The organism is Streptomyces sp. WP-1 (genome assembly GCF_030450125.1).
Taxonomy (GTDB): Bacteria; Actinomycetota; Actinomycetes; order Streptomycetales; family Streptomycetaceae; genus Streptomyces; species Streptomyces incarnatus.
Genome location: NZ_CP123923.1, coordinates 1,585,827 through 1,602,688 on the forward strand (window position 1 = coordinate 1,585,827; position 16,862 = coordinate 1,602,688).

At 74.3% G+C, this 16,862-nt stretch carries 17 protein-coding genes; 7 read left to right on the forward strand and 10 right to left on the reverse strand.

The annotated features are described in order from the left end of the window. Positions 1-2: 2 nt before the first annotated feature. Complete coding sequence (locus QHG49_RS06675) at positions 3-308, reverse strand: 4a-hydroxytetrahydrobiopterin dehydratase (RefSeq protein ID WP_145486278.1); 306 nt, start codon at positions 306-308, stop codon at positions 3-5. Positions 309-491: 183 nt separating this feature from the next. On the opposite strand from QHG49_RS06675, the gene QHG49_RS06680 reads away from it, so the two are divergent. Beyond that, positions 492-1,319, forward strand: a complete 828-nt coding sequence (locus tag QHG49_RS06680) for a helix-turn-helix domain-containing protein (protein WP_145486279.1) — start codon at positions 492-494, stop codon at positions 1,317-1,319. Positions 1,320-1,438: 119 nt separating this feature from the next. Beyond that, positions 1,439-2,302, forward strand: coding sequence for a helix-turn-helix transcriptional regulator (locus QHG49_RS06685; protein ID WP_159706374.1), 864 nt, complete (start codon positions 1,439-1,441; stop codon positions 2,300-2,302). Between the two features lie 104 nt (positions 2,303-2,406). On the opposite strand, the gene QHG49_RS06690 is transcribed toward QHG49_RS06685, so the two are convergent. From QHG49_RS06690 to QHG49_RS06700, 3 genes are all read right to left on the reverse strand, one after another. Next, complete coding sequence (locus QHG49_RS06690) at positions 2,407-2,832, reverse strand: OsmC family protein (RefSeq protein WP_145486281.1); 426 nt, start codon at positions 2,830-2,832, stop codon at positions 2,407-2,409. A 110-nt stretch (positions 2,833-2,942) separates the two neighbouring features. After that, positions 2,943-5,051: an alkaline phosphatase family protein gene (locus QHG49_RS06695; protein ID WP_301487798.1), complete on the reverse strand. Its 2,109-nt coding sequence runs from the start codon at positions 5,049-5,051 to the stop codon at positions 2,943-2,945. A gap of 178 nt (positions 5,052-5,229) precedes the next feature. Next, positions 5,230-5,661 (reverse strand): hypothetical protein, encoded by a 432-nt coding sequence (locus QHG49_RS06700; protein ID WP_046418194.1) that lies wholly within the window; start codon positions 5,659-5,661, stop codon positions 5,230-5,232. An 84-nt stretch (positions 5,662-5,745) separates the two neighbouring features. Here QHG49_RS06700 and QHG49_RS06705 point away from each other — a divergent pair, with 84 nt between their 5' ends. Then, the gene (locus tag QHG49_RS06705) at positions 5,746-6,519 is read left to right on the forward strand and encodes an MBL fold metallo-hydrolase (protein ID WP_145486457.1); all 774 of its coding nucleotides are present in this window, start codon (positions 5,746-5,748) and stop codon (positions 6,517-6,519) included. Next, positions 6,516-7,148: a VTT domain-containing protein gene (locus QHG49_RS06710; RefSeq protein WP_145486284.1), complete on the forward strand. Its 633-nt coding sequence runs from the start codon at positions 6,516-6,518 to the stop codon at positions 7,146-7,148. Before QHG49_RS06705 ends, QHG49_RS06710 begins: the two co-directional genes overlap by 4 nt. Positions 7,149-7,182: 34 nt before the next feature. Here QHG49_RS06710 and QHG49_RS06715 read toward each other — a convergent pair whose 3' ends face one another. From QHG49_RS06715 to QHG49_RS06725, 3 genes are all read right to left on the reverse strand, one after another. After that, positions 7,183-8,277 (reverse strand): MBL fold metallo-hydrolase, encoded by a 1,095-nt coding sequence (locus QHG49_RS06715; protein ID WP_301487801.1) that lies wholly within the window; start codon positions 8,275-8,277, stop codon positions 7,183-7,185. After that, the gene (locus tag QHG49_RS06720) at positions 8,274-9,530 is read right to left on the reverse strand and encodes an aminotransferase class I/II-fold pyridoxal phosphate-dependent enzyme (RefSeq protein WP_159706366.1); all 1,257 of its coding nucleotides are present in this window, start codon (positions 9,528-9,530) and stop codon (positions 8,274-8,276) included. The genes QHG49_RS06715 and QHG49_RS06720 overlap by 4 nt, the downstream gene beginning before the upstream one ends. Before the next feature lie 199 nt (positions 9,531-9,729). Further along, on the reverse strand, positions 9,730-10,500 hold the full coding sequence (locus QHG49_RS06725; protein ID WP_301487805.1) for a hypothetical protein: 771 nt from the start codon (positions 10,498-10,500) through the stop codon (positions 9,730-9,732). Positions 10,501-10,954: 454 nt separating this feature from the next. Here QHG49_RS06725 and QHG49_RS06730 point away from each other — a divergent pair, with 454 nt between their 5' ends. From QHG49_RS06730 to QHG49_RS06740, 3 genes are all read left to right on the forward strand, one after another. Next, on the forward strand, positions 10,955-12,751 hold the full coding sequence (locus QHG49_RS06730; protein WP_159706362.1) for a thiamine pyrophosphate-requiring protein: 1,797 nt from the start codon (positions 10,955-10,957) through the stop codon (positions 12,749-12,751). A gap of 64 nt (positions 12,752-12,815) precedes the next feature. Next, entirely contained in the window at positions 12,816-13,193 is a 378-nt protein-coding gene (locus tag QHG49_RS06735; protein WP_159706360.1) for a DUF2795 domain-containing protein, read from the forward strand. A gap of 185 nt (positions 13,194-13,378) precedes the next feature. Then, on the forward strand, positions 13,379-13,921 hold the full coding sequence (locus QHG49_RS06740; protein ID WP_145486290.1) for a type 1 glutamine amidotransferase domain-containing protein: 543 nt from the start codon (positions 13,379-13,381) through the stop codon (positions 13,919-13,921). Between the two features lie 116 nt (positions 13,922-14,037). Here QHG49_RS06740 and QHG49_RS06745 read toward each other — a convergent pair whose 3' ends face one another. From QHG49_RS06745 to QHG49_RS06755, 3 genes are all read right to left on the reverse strand, one after another. Next, on the reverse strand, positions 14,038-14,325 hold the full coding sequence (locus tag QHG49_RS06745) for a DUF6158 family protein (RefSeq protein WP_145486291.1): 288 nt from the start codon (positions 14,323-14,325) through the stop codon (positions 14,038-14,040). Between the two features lie 86 nt (positions 14,326-14,411). Continuing rightward, on the reverse strand, positions 14,412-16,031 hold the full coding sequence (locus QHG49_RS06750) for an ABC-F family ATP-binding cassette domain-containing protein (RefSeq protein ID WP_159706358.1): 1,620 nt from the start codon (positions 16,029-16,031) through the stop codon (positions 14,412-14,414). 154 nt (positions 16,032-16,185) lie between these two features. Continuing rightward, a complete protein-coding gene (locus QHG49_RS06755) occupies positions 16,186-16,842 on the reverse strand; it encodes a histidine phosphatase family protein (RefSeq protein WP_145486293.1) in 657 nt (218 codons plus the stop codon). Between the last annotated feature and the right edge of the window lie 20 nt (positions 16,843-16,862).

Sequence of the window (16,862 nt, forward strand, 5' to 3'; positions counted from 1 at the left end):
GCTCAGTGTGCGCCGTGGCCCGGGGCGATGTCTTCCACCCTGCGGGCGAGAGCGAAGTCCTTCTCGGTGAGGGTGCCGCCGGCGCTGTGGGTGGCGAGGGTGAGGTCGACGGAGTGGTAGCCGAGGGTGCAGTCGGAGTGGTGGTCCAGCTCGTCCTGGATGCGGGCGATGTGCATGACCAGGGCGGCCGCGGCGAAGTGCGAGGGGAGCCGGTAGGTGCGGGTGAGCCGGTCGCCGTCCGCGGACCAGCCGGGGAGTTCGGCGAGCCGGTCCTCGATCTCCTTCTGCGACAGCGGTGCGACGGCCATGGCGCGGCTCCCTTCGGGACGGTGGGGCGGATCTCCTCCCAGCGTGCCACGCGCCGGACCGGGAGAACGGGTGACGCGTCCAGGGGGCCGATACCGGCTGGGGCGCCATCGTTTCCGGCCTGACCTGGCGCGTCCGCGGGCGCGCGGTCGTTGGGGCGCGCACTTCTCGTTTAGGGTCGAGGTATGACCATGGTCGCCACCGAAGCTTCCGTGTCCACCGCCGCCCCCGGCAGCAAGGGGGTGGGTCCGCTGCTCCGTGCCTGGCGGGAGCGGCGTCGCGTCTCCCAGCTGGAGCTGGCCCTGCGGGCCGACTCCTCCGCCCGGCACATCAGTTTCGTGGAGACCGGCAGGTCCCGCCCGAGCGAGGAGATGGTGCTGCGGCTCGCCGAGCATCTGGACGTGCCCGTGCGGGAGCGCAACGCGCTGCTGCTGGCCGCCGGTTACGCCCCGCACTACCCGGAGACCCCGCTGGACGATCCCGCCCTGGACGCCCTGCGCGACGGGATGGAGCGGCTCATCCAGGGCTACGAGCCCTACCCCGCGCTGGTGGTGGACGCCGGGTACACGGTCGTGGCTGCCAACCGGGGCATCACGATGCTGCTGGACGGCATCCCGGAGAAGCTGCTGCAACCGCCGAACGCGATGCGGCTGACCCTGCACCCCGAGGGCCTCGCACCCCGGATCCGCAACCTCCGGGAGTGGCGCGGACATCTGGTCGCGCAGATGGAACGGCAGCTCGCGCTGCACCGCTCGGACCAACTCCGCGCCCTGTACGAGGAGGTGACGGCGTACCCGGTGCCCGAGGACGCGCCGGGCGAGGACCCGGAGGAGCCGGTGCCGTACTTCGCGCTGCCGATGCGGGTCGAACACGAGGGCCGGATCCTGTCGTTCGTGTCCTCCATCTCCACCTTCAACACGCCGATGGACGTCACCGTCGCCGAACTCGCCATCGAGACCTTCCTGCCGGCCGATCCGGCGACCGCGAAGTACCTCCAGACGATGGCTGGTTGACGCCCCGTCCCACGGGTTGACGAACCTGTGATCCTTTGGTCCGCTCGATCCGCTGTGCGAGCGGGCGTCGCGTGACAGACTGCTGCGCGCCAAGGCGGCACGGCAGGGGAGGGCGTGGCGTGAGTGAGCGGCGGACCGCGCCCACCGTGGGCCAGGTGGTGCTCGGCAGGCGGTTGCAGGAGCTGCGGGAGGCGGCGGGTCTCAGCCGTGAGGAGGCCGCCGGGGTGCTGCGGGTCGCGGCGGCGACCGTACGGCGCATGGAGACGGCCGAAGTCGCGCTGAAAATCCCGTACTTGCAGGTGCTGCTCGACACCTACGGGGTGGCGCGGGACGAGGCGGCCACGTTCGTGCGGCTGGCGGAGGAGGCCAACCAGCCGGGCTGGTGGCAGCGGTTCCACGATGTGCTGCCCGACTGGTTCAGTCTGTACGTCAGCCTGGAGGGCGCCGCCCGGATCATCCGCTCCTACGAGCCGCACTTCGTGCCGGGACTGCTCCAGACCGAGGCGTACGCGCGGGCGGTGATGGAGGCGGGGACGATCGGGCAGAGCGAGCCGGAGTCGGTGGAGCGGCATGTGTCGCTGCGGATGGAACGGCAGCGGCTGCTGGAGCGCGCGGATCCCCCGCACCTGTGGGTGATCATGGACGAGACGGTGCTGCGGCGCCCGGTGAGCGCGTCCCCCGATGTCATGCGTGACCAGCTGGACCGGCTGGTGGAGTGCGCCGAGAAGGACCGGATCACGCTCCAGATCGCGGAGTTCGCGGCGGGCCCGCACCCGGGGACGTACGCGCCGTTCACGCTGTTCCGGTTCGCCGAGCCGGAGTTGCCGGACATGGTGTTCACCGAGTATCTGACCGGCGCCCTGTATCTGGACGCGCGGCGGGAGGTCGCCGCGCATCTGGAGGTGCTGGACCATATGACGGCGCGGGCCGCCTCGGCGCGGCGCACCCGGGAGATCCTGCGGGAGTACCGGGCGCGGTTCTGAGCCGTACGGGCCCCGAGCCGGGCGAGGGCGACCGCTCTACGACCCGAGGTGCCGCGCCCCGGCGAGGAGCGCGGCACCTGTGCGCCGCTCGGCGACGCCCCGGCTCAGGCCAGTTCGGCGGTCAGGGTGATGGTCGTACCGGCGAGCGCCTGGCTGACCGGGCAGTTCTTCTTGGCGTCCTCGGCGGCCGACCGGAAGCCCCCCTCGTCCAGGCCGGGCACGGTGCCGCGCACGGTGAGGTGGATGCCGGTGATGCCGGTGCCGGGCTGGAAGGTGACGTCGGCGTTGGTCTCCAGCTTGGTGGGCGGGGTGCCGGCGCCCGACAGGCCGTGGGCGAGGGCCATGGAGAAGCAGCTGGAGTGGGCGGCCGCGATCAGCTCCTCCGGGCTGGTCTTGCCGTTCGCCTGCTCGGCGCGCGACGGCCAGGACACCGGCTGCGCGCCGATGCCGGAGGAGTCGAAGCTGACGACGCCTTGGCCCTGAAGAAGGTTGCCTTCCCATTCGGTGTGCGCGGTGCGCGTGGTGGCCACGATGGTTCCTTTCGGAAGGGTGCGGTTCCGTTGCCGGGTGTCCGGGATCCCTATCCGATCACATCCGGGCGGCGGAGGCGGGGGTTCTGCGGCGCCCGTGGCCCGCGTCGTCAGGCCGCCCGCTCGCCCTGCTCGGCGGCGGCCCCGGCGAGCGGGACCTCGGGTCCGGACAGCTCGCCGAGCCAGCGGCGCAGCACCCGGTGCACCTGCTCGGCCCCGGTCAGCCGCTCCCCCGCCGCGACGGGCTCGGACAGTTCCAGCGGGGACATCAGGAACGGGCGGGACTGGGCGCCGCCGAGCCCGCCGTGGGAGCCGATCTGCTCCTCGAAGGCGAGCACCTCGCCGTCGGCGGGCTCGTACGCGGAGTTCACCATGATGTCGGCGGTGTGCGGGAAGGAGTGGGTGCGGCGCACCGCCTCGACGGCGCCGGGGCCGAAGCGGGCCAGCGGTCCGGGGTCGCGGTCGAGGTCGGCCAGCGGGATCTCGGTGCCGCCCGGGCCGAGCACCACGCCGTCGTGCGCCTCGCTCGCGACCAGCAGGAAGCCGATGCCGGGGTGGTCGGCGAGGGTGGTGAGCAGGGCGGGGTGGCGGGCGTCGATCTCCTCCCTGGTCATGCGGTGGCGCACGTCCGGGAAGGAGACGAGGCCCAGGTTGCCGGAGGCCAGCACGATCGGCTCGCGGCGGCGGGCGGGGCGGTGCCGCTCACCCTCCTCCACGGGGCGGCGCAGGGCGGCGCGTACCGCGGCCCGCGCCTCGGTGCCGCTGTGCGTGCGTTCGGCGCGGCGCGGTACGTGCAGTCCGCAGCCGGCCCGCACCAGGTCGGCGAGGGTGAGTCCGTAGCGGGCGTGGAAGGTCTCGCCGGGGCTCTGGCCGTGGTCGGAGAGGACGACGAGGCGGTACGGGCGCGGGGCGTGGTCGGCGACCCGGGCGAGCAGGGCGAGGCTCCGGTCGAGGCGGGTGAGCACCTTCTCGGCGTCGCGGCTGTAGGGGCCGGAGTGGTGGGCCACCTCGTCGTAGGCGACCAGGTCGGCGTAGACGGCGGTGCGTCCCGCGAGCATGTCGCCCATCACCGCGGCGACGACGACGTCCCGTTCCACGACGGTGGCGAAGGCGCGGACCAGCGGGTAGAGGCCGCCGCGGGAGACGCGGGGGCGCCGGCGGCGGATCCGGGCGCGGGTGGACTCGCCGATCTCGCGGGCCACCTCGGCGACGAAGGACAGGGCGGTGCGCACGGCGTTGGCCGGGTCGGAGAAGTAGGCGAAGTACCCGGCGCGGGAACGGTTCTCCGGGCTTCGGCGGCGGGCCGCTATGGACAGCACGAGGGCCTGTTCCCCGGCGCCGCCGCTGAAGAGGTTGCCGCGGCTGGCGCCGTCCTCGGTGAGCAGCCCGCCGTCCCCGGTGTGCGCGACGGCGCGGCGCTGGAGTTCGGCGGCGCTGGTCGGCCGGTTGCAGACCATCACCTCCTCGCGGTCCTTCTCGTACCAGCGGAAGGCGGGGACGTCGTAGGTGCTGCCGTGCAGGATGCCGAGCTGGCTGGCGCCGGTCTGGCTGGACCAGTCGGTGTGCCAGGGGGTGAGGCGGTGGGTGGGGGGCTGCGTGCCCTCGCCCGCCAGCAGGCGGGCGAGGGCCGGCATCAGCCCCTTGTCCACGGCCGCCGTCAGGACGTCGTGGCCGACGCCGTCGAGCTGGAGGAGGACCAGACCGGGGGTGGCGGCACAGGGCGGATCGGTTCTTCGGCGGCGGGCGGCGAGGCGGTGCAGCCGGCGCCGGTACGCCTCGTCGTCGCGCACGGCGAGCGCGCCGCCGGTGGCCGAGGCGACGGCCGACATGACCGCGGCCACGACGACGGCGGTCTCCGGGGCGACCGCGCCCCGGCCGGTGGGGTTCAGGCGCAGGGCGACCAGCAGCAGCGAGCCGTTGAGGAAGAAGACCAGCAGGCCGAGGACGAGGGCGGGGACGAGCAGCAGCAGCCGGACCAGCAGCGGCCACACCACGGCGGACAGGATGCCGAACGCGCCCGCGCCGAGGGCGGCGGTCAGGGCGATCCGGGTGGCGCTGTCGCCGTCGGCGGACTGGAGCCGGAAGTCGGGCAGGAGCAGCGCGAGGGCCAGCATGGTGAGTGTGGAGACGGCCCACACGGCGACGCTGCGCCCGATCTGACGGGCGATCCGCCGCCATCCGATCCGACCGGCGGCCCGCCGCCACCCTACGCCCCGCACGCCCGCGCTTCCTCCGCCTCGACCCTCCCCCGCCCCGCGGCGAGATCACCGTCCCGGTGCGCTGGGGCGACCGGGCCGCCCTCCACCTTGTCATACCGGGCGGGAACCACCCGAAGGAGTGACGCCAAGCTCACCGTCCGTCGTGTCCCGGGGCTCCCCGTTCGTCTTGACCCGGGGCTCACCGTCCGTCGTATCCGGCGGTCGGCATGGACAGCCGCCGGTGCACCCGGGCCTTCATCTGCGCGTCGTACGACGGCTCCGCCCGGCCCACCGTGACCACGCGCACCCCGCGCCGGGCGCACTCGGCGGTGAACTCCTCGACGGAGGACAGGGCCCGGCGCAGCACCCGCAGGCTGGGCGCCACGAACACGTCCACGCCGGGGCGTACGCCGTCCCACAGGGCGCGATGGTCGAAGCGGAGCCCGCCGACGAGCAGCTCCCGGGCGACGACGTAGCCGTGTTCGTCCGCCCAGCGGGCGCACATGGCGTGCTGCGTGCGGCTGTCGACGAGGAAGGGGTCGGCGTCGAGTTCTTCGAGGGGGGTCAGGCTGGCGATGGCGATGACCCGGGCCGGTGTGCGCGCGCCGGAGGCGCCCCGTGGTTGTCCCATGGCGTCCCCCTCACCTCCGGTTTTCGCCGCCGACCCTACTCCTGCACGTAGGCTTCGGACAGGCGCGTGAAGGAGGCGAAGAAGGTGCCGGTGGAGATCACCTGGTGGGGTCATGCCACCTGCACGATCGAGGATTCGAACATACGGGTGCTCACCGATCCCCTGTTCGCCCATCGCCTCGCGCATCTGCGGCGCCGACGGGGCGCGCTCCCCTCCGACGAGGCCCGGCGTGCCGACGTGGTGCTGGTCTCCCATCTGCACGCCGACCATCTGCATCTGCCGTCACTGGGGGCGCTCGACCCGGGCACGCGCCTGCTTGTGCCCCGGGGCGCACTCCAGGCGGTGCCGGGCGTACGCCGGCTGCGGCACCTCCGTGTCACCGAGGTGGCCCCGGGGGACGGGATACGCGTCGGCGAGCTGCTGGTGCGGGTGGTGCCCGCACGGCACGACGGGCGGCGGCTGCCGGTGGGCCCGCACCGCTCGCCCGCGCTGGGCTTCGTCGTCGAGGGGGAGGCGCGGACCTACTTCGCCGGGGACACCGGGCTGTTCGACGCGATGGCCGAGCAGGTGGGACCGGTGGAGGTGGCACTGCTGCCGGTGGGCGGCTGGGGGCCGTTCCTCGGGGAGGGGCATCTGGACGCGGGCCGGGCGGCGCAGGCCCTGGACCTGCTGGCACCCCAGGCGGCGATACCGGTGCACTACGGGACGTACTGGCCGATCGGCATGGACGCGGTGCGGCCGCACGAATTCCACGCGCCGGGCGACGAGTTCGTACGGCTCGCCGCCCTGGCCGCGCCGAAGGTGGCGGTGCACAAGCTCGCGCACGGCGAGAGCGTCCGGCCGGCGGTCGCCCGGTGACGCGGCTCGCGGCGGCGGTGGTGCTGGCCGCGGTGACGACGTCCACCGTGCCGCCGGAGTCGACGCAACAGGCGCTCGGCTACCCGTCGTTGTTCCTGCTGGTGCTGATCGGCGCGCTGGTGCCGGTGGTGCCGACCGGGGCGCTGGTGAGTTCGGCGGCGGTGGTGGCGTTCCATCAGACCGCCCCGTTCGCGCTCGCGTTGGTGTTCGTCACGGCGTCGCTGGCCGCGTTCCTCGGGGACGCGGCGCTGTACTGGCTGGGGTGGCGGGGGATGCGGTCGCGGGGCGGGTCACGGTGGCTCCGGGCGATACGGTCGCGGGCGCCAAAGGAGCGGCTGGAGCAGGCGCGGGGGAAGCTGGCCGACCACGGGGTCGCGGTGCTCGTTCTCTCCCGGCTGGTGCCGGCCGGTCGTATTCCGGTGATGCTGGCGTGCCTCATGGCGGAATGGCCGTTGCGGCGGTTCGCGCGGGGCAATGTGGCGGCGTGCCTGGCGTGGGCGGTGACGTACCAGGTGATCGGGATCGTGGGGGGTTCGCTGTTTCCCGAGCCGTGGGAGGGGGTCGTGGTGGCGGTGGTGCTGACCGTGGTGATCAGTGCGGTGCCGGGTTTTGTGCGGCGGTTCCGGTAGCCCCGTAAGGGCCTCGCGCTCCTTGGAGGGGCGTTCAGTCCAGGGTTCTTGAAGCGCCTACCGGCAGGTCCCACAGGTCCTCTTGGGCGAGTCCCGCCTTCTCCCACGCCGCCCGCACCCGCGTGAGCGGCTCCAGGACCGGTTCCGCCGAGAGGATGAAGGTGGCCCAGTGCATGGGGGCCATGCGTCTGGCGCCCAGGTCGAGGGTGGCCTGGACGGCTTCCTCGGGATCGCAGTGGACGTCGCTGAGCCACCAGCGGGGGTCGTAGGCGCCGATGGGCATCAGGGCGAGGTCGATGCCGGGGTAGCGGCGGCCGATGCGGGAGAACCAGTGGCCGTAGCCGGTGTCACCGGCGAAGTAGAGGCGCGGGCCGCCGGGGGCGGTGAGGACCCAGCCGCCCCACAGGCTGTGGCAGGTGTCGGTCAGGGTGCGCTTGGACCAGTGGTGGGCGGGCACGAAGTCGAAGCGGACGCCCCCCAGTTCGGCGCCCTCCCACCAGTCCAGCTCGGTGACGCAGGTGAACTCGCGGCGCCGGAACCAGCGGCCGAGTCCGGCGGGCGCGAACACCGGTGTGTCGCGCGGGAGCCGGCGCAGGGTGGGGGCGTCCAGGTGGTCGTAGTGGTTGTGGCTGATGACGACCGCGTCGATCCGGGGCAGCCGGTCCCAGGGCACGCCGACGGGGGTGACGCGGGCCGGGGTGCCGAGGATGCGGCGCGACCAGACCGGGTCGGTGAGCACGGTCAGACCGCCGATCCGGACGACCCAACTGGCGTGCCCCGCCCAGGTGACGGCGAGGGTGCCGGTGTCGGCGCGGGGCAGCGGGGCGGGCGCGTACGGCAGCCGGGAGATGTCGGCGAGGCCCTGCGCGTCGGGGCGTACGGCACCCTCGCGGGCGAACCGGGCGAGGGCCTTCAGGCCGGGCAGCGGTGCGGTGAGCCGGTCGTGGAAGGTGCGCGGCCACACCCGGCGCTCGCCCAGCGGGCGGGGTTCGGCCAGCGGCGGGAAGGGGGGCGCGCCGGTGCCGGTGCCGGTGCCCGTGCGGGTGCCGGTCGCCGTCGAAGTCGTCGCAGCCGTGGGCGGGTTGCCGGCCGGCGAGGTCGGTCCGGGCTCTTGCGTCTGCTGCGTCATCGAGGAGGCTCCCGTCGCTGGGCGTCGTCACGGAGATCGTCGAGGACCGACCTCAAGGAGATCAACGGGCTTTGCACAAAGGGCAGTTCCCATGGGGTGGGCGAGGTCAGGGCGTGCGCGCGTTCCTCGTCCGTGCCGGCCAGCAGCGGCGCGGTGCCGAGCCGTACGCGCAGTGCCGCCAGATCGTCGCCGAAGCGGTGGCCGCCGGGCGCGGGCATACCGGTCCGGGCGGTCAGGAAGTCCTCCAACTCCTGGGCGTCGGTCACGTCCTGGGCGGCGAGCGCCTCCCGGAAGGGGCTCAGGTCGGCGTAGACATGGCGCCCGGCCTGCGGGGGGCGGGCGAGGGCGCCGGCGGCGGTGATCTCGGCGTGTGCCGCGCGGGCCAGCCGGGCGTGCAGCCGTACGGCGGCCTCGCGGCGCTCGGTGACGGGCGGGGGTTCGTCCAGGGCGTAGCAGGCGGCCGCGGCGACCGGGGTGGCGATGCGGGCGCCGAGCCCGGTGAGGATGTCCAGGACCCGGGCGTGCAGGTGCCGTCCGGCGTCGGAGGCGGGGAAGCGGGCGACGGCGGCGGGCCAGCCGGGCGGCAGCAGGGCGCCGGCCAGGTCGGTGACGACGGTGACCTGGTCGGGCCGCATCTCGGCGGGGCTGAGCAGGACGGTGTCGTGCGGCGCGTGCACGGTGTCGCGCCAGGTCTCGTCGCTGACCAGGTGCAGGCCCTCGGCGGTGGCGGCCTCCACGGTCTCGTGCAGCAGTTCGGGCGGGGCGACGGTGGCGGTGGGGTCGTCGGCGACGGACAGCACCAGCAGCCGGGGGTCGCCGCCCTCGGCGCGGACCCGGCGCACGGTCTCCAGCAGCGCGTAGGGGTCGGGGACGCCGCCGCTGTCGGCGGGGGTGGGCACATGGAAGACGGGCCGGCCGAGGACCCGGGCGTAGGGGGCCCACCAGGCGGCGCAGGGGCGGGGCACGAGGACGTCGGCGCCGTCCCCGGCCAGCGCGGCGGTGAGGGCGAGGAGCAGCGCGGGGGCGCCGGGGCCGGCGGCGACCTGGTCGGGGACGCAGGGCAGGGCGCGGCGGGTCCAGTATCCGCACGCGGATTCCAGCAGGGCGGGGGCGCCGCCGACGGGCTGGGCGTCGGCGCGGCCCGCCGCCGCGGCGACCACGGCGGTCAGTTCGGGGAGCACGGGCAGGCCGTCGCCGGGCAGGGGCGGGCCGTAGCGGACGGGGCCGTGGCCCTCGGGGTCCGTCCGCCGCATCTCCGCCTCCGCGCAGTCCGTGGTGCCGCCCCGCCCGGGGCCGTGCCGTCCTGTGTGCCGCCCCGGACCCGTCCCGCCCCGCGCCGGACGGTGCCACAGGTGCGGCGGCCGGTGGCCGGGTCCGGTGGGTCGGGGGTGTCCTCGGGATGCTGTGTACCCGCTGGGTGTAACTCCATGGCCGGGGCGGGAGTTGTGCGGGTCACACATCCGCGGGCCGGTCACCTCCGCCGGGGCGGAGGCGGCCGTGGAGCCGGTAGCCGGCGCCCGCGCAGGCCGCGGCGATCAGGGCGCCGCCCACGGCCAGGGCCGGGACGGAGTCGCTGAAGGTGCCGCCCGCGCCGGCCGCCACGCCGTGCTGGGTGCCGCCCCCGCCCGTGGCGCAGTCGTCGTCCTCGTCGCCGCCGCCGGGGCTCCAGCCGGTGTCGCCGTCGCGGTCGTCGCCGCCGACGCCGTCGTCGTAGGAGTTCCCGGAGCGGCCGGAGGCGAAGCGGGGCTCGCGGCAGGAGTCGTCGTCGGAGTACTCGCACGCGCCGGAGCGGGCGCCGTCGCAGGCGCGGTCGTCGTCGGCGCAGGACCCGCTCTTGGCGCCGGCGCACTGCCGTGCGTCCCCGGCGCAGGTCTCCCCCGCCCGGCACTGGGTGCCGGTCCCGGTGCCCGTGTCCGTCCTGCCCGCCCCGGTCCCGTCCGTCCTGCCCGCCCCGGTCCCGCTGCACGCCGTGCCGGGGCCCCCGCTCGCCCGGGAGGTGGGTCCGGGCACCCGGCCCCCGCCGCCCCCGGTGTCCGGGTCCGGCGCGGGTGCCGGTGCGCGGGTGGTGCCCGGCATCTGCGGCTCCGGGACGGTCGTCGTGGGGGCGCAGCTCGCGGACCCCGCGCCGGGGGTGGCCGCCGCGGCGAGGGCGACGGGGCCGGTCAGGGCGAGCGCGGCGCCGGCGGCAAGGGCGACGGGCAGGACGCGGACGGTGCGGCGCATGGAAGGGCTCCTCGGGAGCTGCGGCGGACGGCGGATACCGGGCGGCTGATGGCGGACGGCTGATGGCGGGGGACGGACACGGCGGACAGTGGACGGCGGACAGGCGGACGGGCGGACGGGCGGACGGGCGGACGGCGGACTGACGGTCGTACAGAAGCGGTCGTACGGGCGGCCGGGGCAGCGGTGCGGCGCCCACGCCCTGCGGCGCCCGGGGCCGTACCTCTCCCTCCCCAGCCATCACAGCCCGGCCCACGCCCCGGCGCGCGCGGCCGGGCCCCATTCGCGGGACACGGACGCCCACCCGGGTGACGGCGCGGCCCGGCGCGCGGCCCCCGCGCGCCGGAGCGTGCGCGGGACTCGCGCACCCCCGGGAGGTTTTCCGGACTGCCCACCGGCAACTCGGTCGACGCTGACCGGATCGTCCGTTTCGCGACCCCATTGGGGAGGCCCCTCCATGAGCAAGAAGGTGTCCGACCACGTCCTGGAGCGTCTGCGCGCCTGGGATGTCGAGCAGGTGTTCGCCTATCCGGGCGACGGCATCAACGGCCTGCTCGCCGCCTGGGGCCGCGCCGGGGACAAGCCGCGGTTCATCCAGTCGCGGCACGAGGAGATGTCCGCGTTCGAGGCGGTCGGGTACGCGAAGTTCAGCGGGCGCATCGGTGTGTGCGCGGCGACCTCCGGACCGGGCGCGATCCACCTCCTGAACGGCCTGTACGACGCCAAGCTCGACCATGTGCCGGTCCTGGCGATCGTCGGCCAGACCGACCGCAGCGCGATGGGCGGCTCCTACCAGCAGGAGGTCGACCTGCACACGCTGTACAAGGACGTCGCCTCGGAGTTCGTGGAGACGGTGACGGTCCCCGAGCAGTTGCCGAACGTGCTGGACCGGGCGATCCGTACGGCGTACGCGCGGCGCTGTCCGACCGCGCTGATCATCCCCGGCGATGTGCAGGAGCTGGACTACTCGCCGCCGACGCACTCGTTCAAGATGGTGCCCTCCAGCCTGGGCGCGAGCGAGTGGACGACGACGCCGTCGGACGACGCGCTGCGCCGGGCCGCGGAGGTGCTGAACGCGGGCGACAAGCCGGCGATCCTGATCGGGCAGGGCGCCGCGGGCGCGGTCGCCGAGGTGCGGGAGATCGCGGAGCTGCTGGGTGCGGGCGTCGCCAAGGCGCTGCTCGGCAAGGACGTGCTCAGCGACGAGCTGCCGTACGTCACCGGGCCGATCGGGCTGCTGGGCAGCCGGCCGTCGTACGAGCTGATGCGGGACTGCGACACGCTGCTGACCATCGGGTCCTCGTTCCCGTACGCCCAGTTCCTGCCGGACTTCGGCAAGGCGCGCGGCGTGCAGATCGATCTCGACCCGCACATGATCGGGATGCGGTACCCGTACGAGGTGAATCTCGTCGGCGACGCGAAGGCGACGCTCCAGCGGCTGATCCCGCTGCTGGAGACCGACCGGGGCGGCCGGGAGTGGTACGACACGGTGGCCGCGAACGTGCGGCGCTGGCACGAGACGATGGACCGGCGCGCCGCCCTCGAAGCCGACCCGATCAACCCGGAGTACGTGGCGCGGGCGGTCGATCCGCTGCTCCCCGAGGATGTGATCCTCACCGCCGACTCGGGCTCGGTGGCCAACTGGTACGCACGGCACATCACCATGCGGCCCGGTATGCGCGGCTCGCTGTCCGGGACGCTCGCGACGATGGGGCCCGGGGTGCCGTACGCGATCGGCGCGAAGTTCGCGCACCCGGACCGGCCGGTGGTCGCGCTGGTCGGCGACGGCGCGATGCAGATGAACGGGCTGGCGGAGATGATCACCGCGGCCAAGTACCGGGACCGCTGGTCGGATCCCCGGCTGGTGGTCGCGGTGTGGAACAACCGGGATCTGAACCAGGTGACCTGGGAGATGCGGGCGATGGAGGGCGCGCCGTCCTTCCTGCCCTCGCAGGAGCTCCCGGACGTGCGGTACGCCGACTTCGCGCGGTCGATCGGCCTGGAGGGCATCCGGGTGGAGAAGCCGCAGGACGTGGAGGCGGGCTGGCGGTCGGCGCTCGCGGCGGACAGGCCCTGCGTGATCGAGTTCCTGACCGACCCCGCCGTACCGCCGGTCCCACCGCACGCCACCTGGGAGCAGATGGAGGCCACGGCCGCCTCGGTCCTCAAGGGCGACCCGGACCGGGGCTCGGTGGTCAAGCAGGGCCTGAAGGCGAAGGTCCAGGAGTTCCTGCCCGGTCGGACCAGGCACTAGGCGGCGGTGTCGGCAGTGCCGTACCGGGTACGCGGGTGCGAAGGTTCGACCCCTGGAGGGAGATATGCAGCGAGGCAGTGACCGGCTGAACGTGCACCGGGACGACGAGATGAAGCACGAACTGCAGGGCCTGCTGAGGTCCGGGCACCCGACCCGGGCCGAGGAGTGGCACGACCCGGAGCCCGCCGCCGACGACGACCCGGAGGTGACCGGCGGCCCGGTCGGCGGGACCGGTTCCCCGGCGTCCCTGGAGAAGGTGCGGCTGGAGCTGGCCCGCAGCCTGAATCGCAGCGCCTTCCCGGCCCGCCCGGGAGAGCTGGTCTCGGCACTGCGCCAGGACAACGCGCCGGATCCGCTGGTGGACGCGGTGGCGGAGCTGCCGCGCGGCGAGCGGTACCGCAATGTGCAGCAGCTGGCCGAGGCGCTGACGGACGGCGGATGAGCGAGGCCGGGCGGCACGGCTCGCGCCGGGACACCCCGTCGGGTCGATGCCCTTCGGCGTGCTGGTGCCGCTGATGTGCCGTACGGCGAGGAGCCGCCGCGCCGCCAGGGTGCGGACAGGGCAGGGAAACGGCGCGACCGCACCGCCGAGGCGGCGCGGAGTGCCGGGAAAGGAGTACGAGAATCATGCGTATCGCGTTTCTGGTGGCGCCCGAGGGCGTCGAGCAGGTGGAGCTGACCGAGCCGTGGAAGGCGGCCTCGGACGCGGGGCACGAGCCGGTGCTGGTGTCGACCGAGTCCGGAAAGGTTCAGGGGTTCAACCATCTCGACAAGGCGGACACCTTCGAGGTGGACGAGGTGGTCGGCGAGGCGGACGCCGGTTCCTTCGGGGGGCTGGTGCTGCCCGGCGGGGTGGCGAACCCGGACTTCCTGCGGACGGACGAGAAGGCCGTGGCCTTCGTCAAGGACTTCTTCGGCCAGGGGCGCCCGGTCGCCGCGATCTGCCACGCCCCGTGGACGCTGGTGGAGGCGGACGTCGTACGGGACCGGGTGCTGACCTCCTGGCCGAGCCTGCGGACGGACATCCGCAACGCGGGCGGCACCTGGGTGGACGAGCAGGTCAAGGTCTGCGACCACGGGCCCAACAAGCTGGTGACCAGCCGTAAGCCGGACGACCTCAAGGCGTTCTGCGAGACGTACCTGCGGGTGTTCGAAGAGGCGGCAGGCTGAGGCCCCGGCTTCCCCGGCTTCCCCGACGACATGGTGAGGGGGCCGGCCCGGAGCGGGTCGGCCCCCTCACCATGTCGTATCGCGCTCACGGTGCCGTATCGCGCGGGCGGACCGGCTCAGGTGCCGGGCTGCCCCGGGGTCACCGACTCACCGCAGTGGCGCTCCCTGGCGCCCTCACGGGTGCGGGCCGCGCTGACCAGGCGGCGCGGGTTGCGGCGCAGATACTCGCCCTCCAGCTGCGCCATGCGCTCGTTGTGGGCCCGCAGCGCGTCGTTCGAGGCGTACAGGAGGGTGTCGTGGCGCGTGCGGTGGATCGTCTCCAGCTCCTTCATGAGCTGCTGGTCGTCCAGTCGGCTGGGGTCGACTCCGGTCATGGTGGTGCCCCGCTCGTCGTGTCCGTTCATGGGGTCCGGGTACCCGCGTTCCTGGATCCACTGTACGAACATCCCGGCCCCACGGCCTCCGCATGCCGGCGTGCGCCCGCCGGCGGCTACCGGGCCCGCTCCACGCGGCGCTCGTCCCACACCGGCTCCGGGGTCTCGCGGACCCGGCCGTCGGTGCCGAAGACCAGGAAGCGGTCGAAGGAGCGGGCGAACCAGCGGTCGTGGGTGACCGCGAGGACCGTGCCGTCGAACGCCTCCAGACCCTCCTGGAGGGCCTCGGCGGACTCCAGGTCCAGGTTGTCGGTCGGCTCGTCCAGCAACAGGGCGGTGACGCCCGCGAGTTCGAGCAGCAGGATCTGGAAGCGGGCCTGCTGGCCGCCGGAGAGCCGCTCGAAGCACTGCTCGGCCTGCTGGGTCAGCTCGTAGCGGCGCAGCCGGGACATGGCCGGGCCGCGGTCCTGCGCGTGCTCCTTCCACAGGATGTCCAGCAGGGTGCGGCCCTGGAGTTCGGGGTGCGCGTGGGTCTGCGCGAAGTGGCCCGGCACGACGCGGGCGCCGAGCTTCCACCGGCCCGTGTGCGCGACGTCCTCGCCGGCCAGCAGCCGCAGGAAGTGCGACTTGCCGGATCCGTTGGAGCCGAGGACGGCGACCCGCTCGCCGTAGAACACCTCCAGGTCGAACGGCTTCATCAGGCCGGTCAGCTCAAGTCCCGCGCAGGTGACCGCCCTTACGCCGGTACGGCCGCCCTTGAGGCGCATGGTGATGTCCTGCTCGCGGGGCGGCTCCGGGGGCGGCCCGGCCTCCTCGAACTTGCGCAGCCTGGTCTGCGCGGCGGCGTAGCGCGAGGCCATCTCATGGCTGACGGAGGCGGCCTGACGGAGGTTCAGGACGAGCTTCTTCAGCTGGGCGTGCTTCTCGTCCCAGCGGCGGCGCAACTCCTCGAAGCGGGCGAAGCGTTCACGGCGGGCCTCGTGGTAGGTGGCGAAGCCGCCGCCGTGCACCCAGGCGTCCGCGCCGGCCGGTCCCGGCTCGACGGAGACGATCTTCTCGGCGGCGCGGGCGAGGAGTTCGCGGTCGTGGGAGACGAACAGCACCGTCTTGCGGGTCTCCTTGAGCTGCTGCTCCAGCCACCGCTTGCCGGGGACGTCCAGGTAGTTGTCCGGTTCGTCCAGCAGCAGGACCTCGTCGGTGCCGCGCAGCAGCGCCTCCAGCACCAGGCGCTTCTGCTCACCGCCGGACAGGGTGCGCACCTGGCGCCACTGCGCCTTGTCGTACGGCATTCCGAGCGCTGCGGTGGTGCACATGTCCCACAGCGTCTCGGCCTCGTAGCCGCGTACCTCGGCCCAGTCGGAGAGGGCCTGCGCGTAGGCCAGCTGGGCGGCCTCGTCGTCCACCGCCATGACGGCGTGCTCGGCCTCGTCCACCGCCCGCGCGGCCTCGCGGATGCGGGGCGGCGCGACGGAGACCAGCAGGTCCCGCACAGTCGTCTCGTCGCGCACCGAGCCGACGAACTGGCGCATCACGCCGAGGCCGCCGCTCACGGTGACCGAGCCGCCGTGCGGCTTCAGCTCGCCGGAGATCAGCCGCAGCAGGGTGGTCTTGCCCGCTCCGTTCGGGCCGACCAGGGCGACGGCCGAGCCCTCGCCGACCCGGAAGGAGACATCGCCGAGCAGCGTCCTCCCGTCGGGGAGGTGGTACTCGATGTGCGCGGCTTCCAGATGTCCCATGAGGCCGCATTCTCCGGTCCGGGGGCGGACAGGGGCAAACCGTTATCGGACGCGGCCGCGCGGACCCCGTGGGCGCCCCGGTTCGCCGGACGGCCGCGCGGGCTCCCCCGCTCCGGTTCGCCGGGGGGGGCCGCGCGCGTGCCGCCGCCACGGTTCACCCGGTGGTGCCCAGCGGCTCCCCCGTCGGGCCGGGGGTGCCCGGCGGTTCGACGGTGTGGGCCTCCCAGGTCAGGGCCCGCCAGCCGGTGCCCGGGTCGCCCTCCAGGGTGATCACACCGGTGTTGGCCAGCGGGCGGGCGGCGGCGAAGGCGACGTCGATGTTGCGGGCGCGGGCGGCGGTCCACATCCGGATCGCGGCGCCATGGCTGACCAGGGCGACCGTGCCGGCGCCGCTGAGGTACGCCTCCTCGACCACGGCGTCGTACCGCGCGAGCGCCTCCTCGCCGCTCTCCCCGCCGGGGACGCGCAGCGCGGTGTGCCCGGCCGACCAGGCGAAGGCGGTGCGCATGTACGCCTGCGCCTCGGGGGCGTCGCCGGGCAGCATCTCCAGGTGGCCCGCGGACAGCTCCCGGATGCCGTCGCGGACGGTGACGTCGAGCCCGCGCGCGAGGGCCAGCGGGGCGGCGGTGAGCTGGGTGCGGATCAGCGGGGAGGCGTAGAGGGCGCCGATGTCCTCGGCGGCCAGCGCCCGGGGCAGGGCCGCGGCCTGGGCCTCGCCGAGCGGGGTGAGACCGGGTCCGGGCGCGGCGGTGTCCAGCAGCCGGCGCACATTGGACGTGGTCTGGCCGTGACGGATCAGGAGCAGGCGCATCCGGGCGTTCTCCTTGTGGC

Bases quoted from the DNA above. Each gene is read 5' to 3' on its own strand.
- QHG49_RS06675 (WP_145486278.1), bottom strand. From the start codon at position 308: ATGGCCGTCGCACCGCTGTCGCAGAAGGAGATCGAGGACCGGCTCGCC.
- QHG49_RS06680 (WP_145486279.1), top strand. From the start codon at position 492: ATGACCATGGTCGCCACCGAAGCTTCCGTGTCCACCGCCGCCCCCGGC.
- QHG49_RS06700 (WP_046418194.1), bottom strand. From the start codon at position 5,661: ATGGGACAACCACGGGGCGCCTCCGGCGCGCGCACACCGGCCCGGGTC.
- QHG49_RS06715 (WP_301487801.1), bottom strand. From the start codon at position 8,277: ATGACGCAGCAGACGCAAGAGCCCGGACCGACCTCGCCGGCCGGCAAC.
- QHG49_RS06720 (WP_159706366.1), bottom strand. From the start codon at position 9,530: ATGCGGCGGACGGACCCCGAGGGCCACGGCCCCGTCCGCTACGGCCCG.
- QHG49_RS06725 (WP_301487805.1), bottom strand. From the start codon at position 10,500: ATGCGCCGCACCGTCCGCGTCCTGCCCGTCGCCCTTGCCGCCGGCGCC.
- QHG49_RS06730 (WP_159706362.1), top strand. From the start codon at position 10,955: ATGAGCAAGAAGGTGTCCGACCACGTCCTGGAGCGTCTGCGCGCCTGG.
- QHG49_RS06735 (WP_159706360.1), top strand. From the start codon at position 12,816: ATGCAGCGAGGCAGTGACCGGCTGAACGTGCACCGGGACGACGAGATG.
- QHG49_RS06740 (WP_145486290.1), top strand. From the start codon at position 13,379: ATGCGTATCGCGTTTCTGGTGGCGCCCGAGGGCGTCGAGCAGGTGGAG.
- QHG49_RS06745 (WP_145486291.1), bottom strand. From the start codon at position 14,325: ATGAACGGACACGACGAGCGGGGCACCACCATGACCGGAGTCGACCCC.
- QHG49_RS06750 (WP_159706358.1), bottom strand. From the start codon at position 16,031: ATGGGACATCTGGAAGCCGCGCACATCGAGTACCACCTCCCCGACGGG.
- QHG49_RS06755 (WP_145486293.1), bottom strand. From the start codon at position 16,842: ATGCGCCTGCTCCTGATCCGTCACGGCCAGACCACGTCCAATGTGCGC.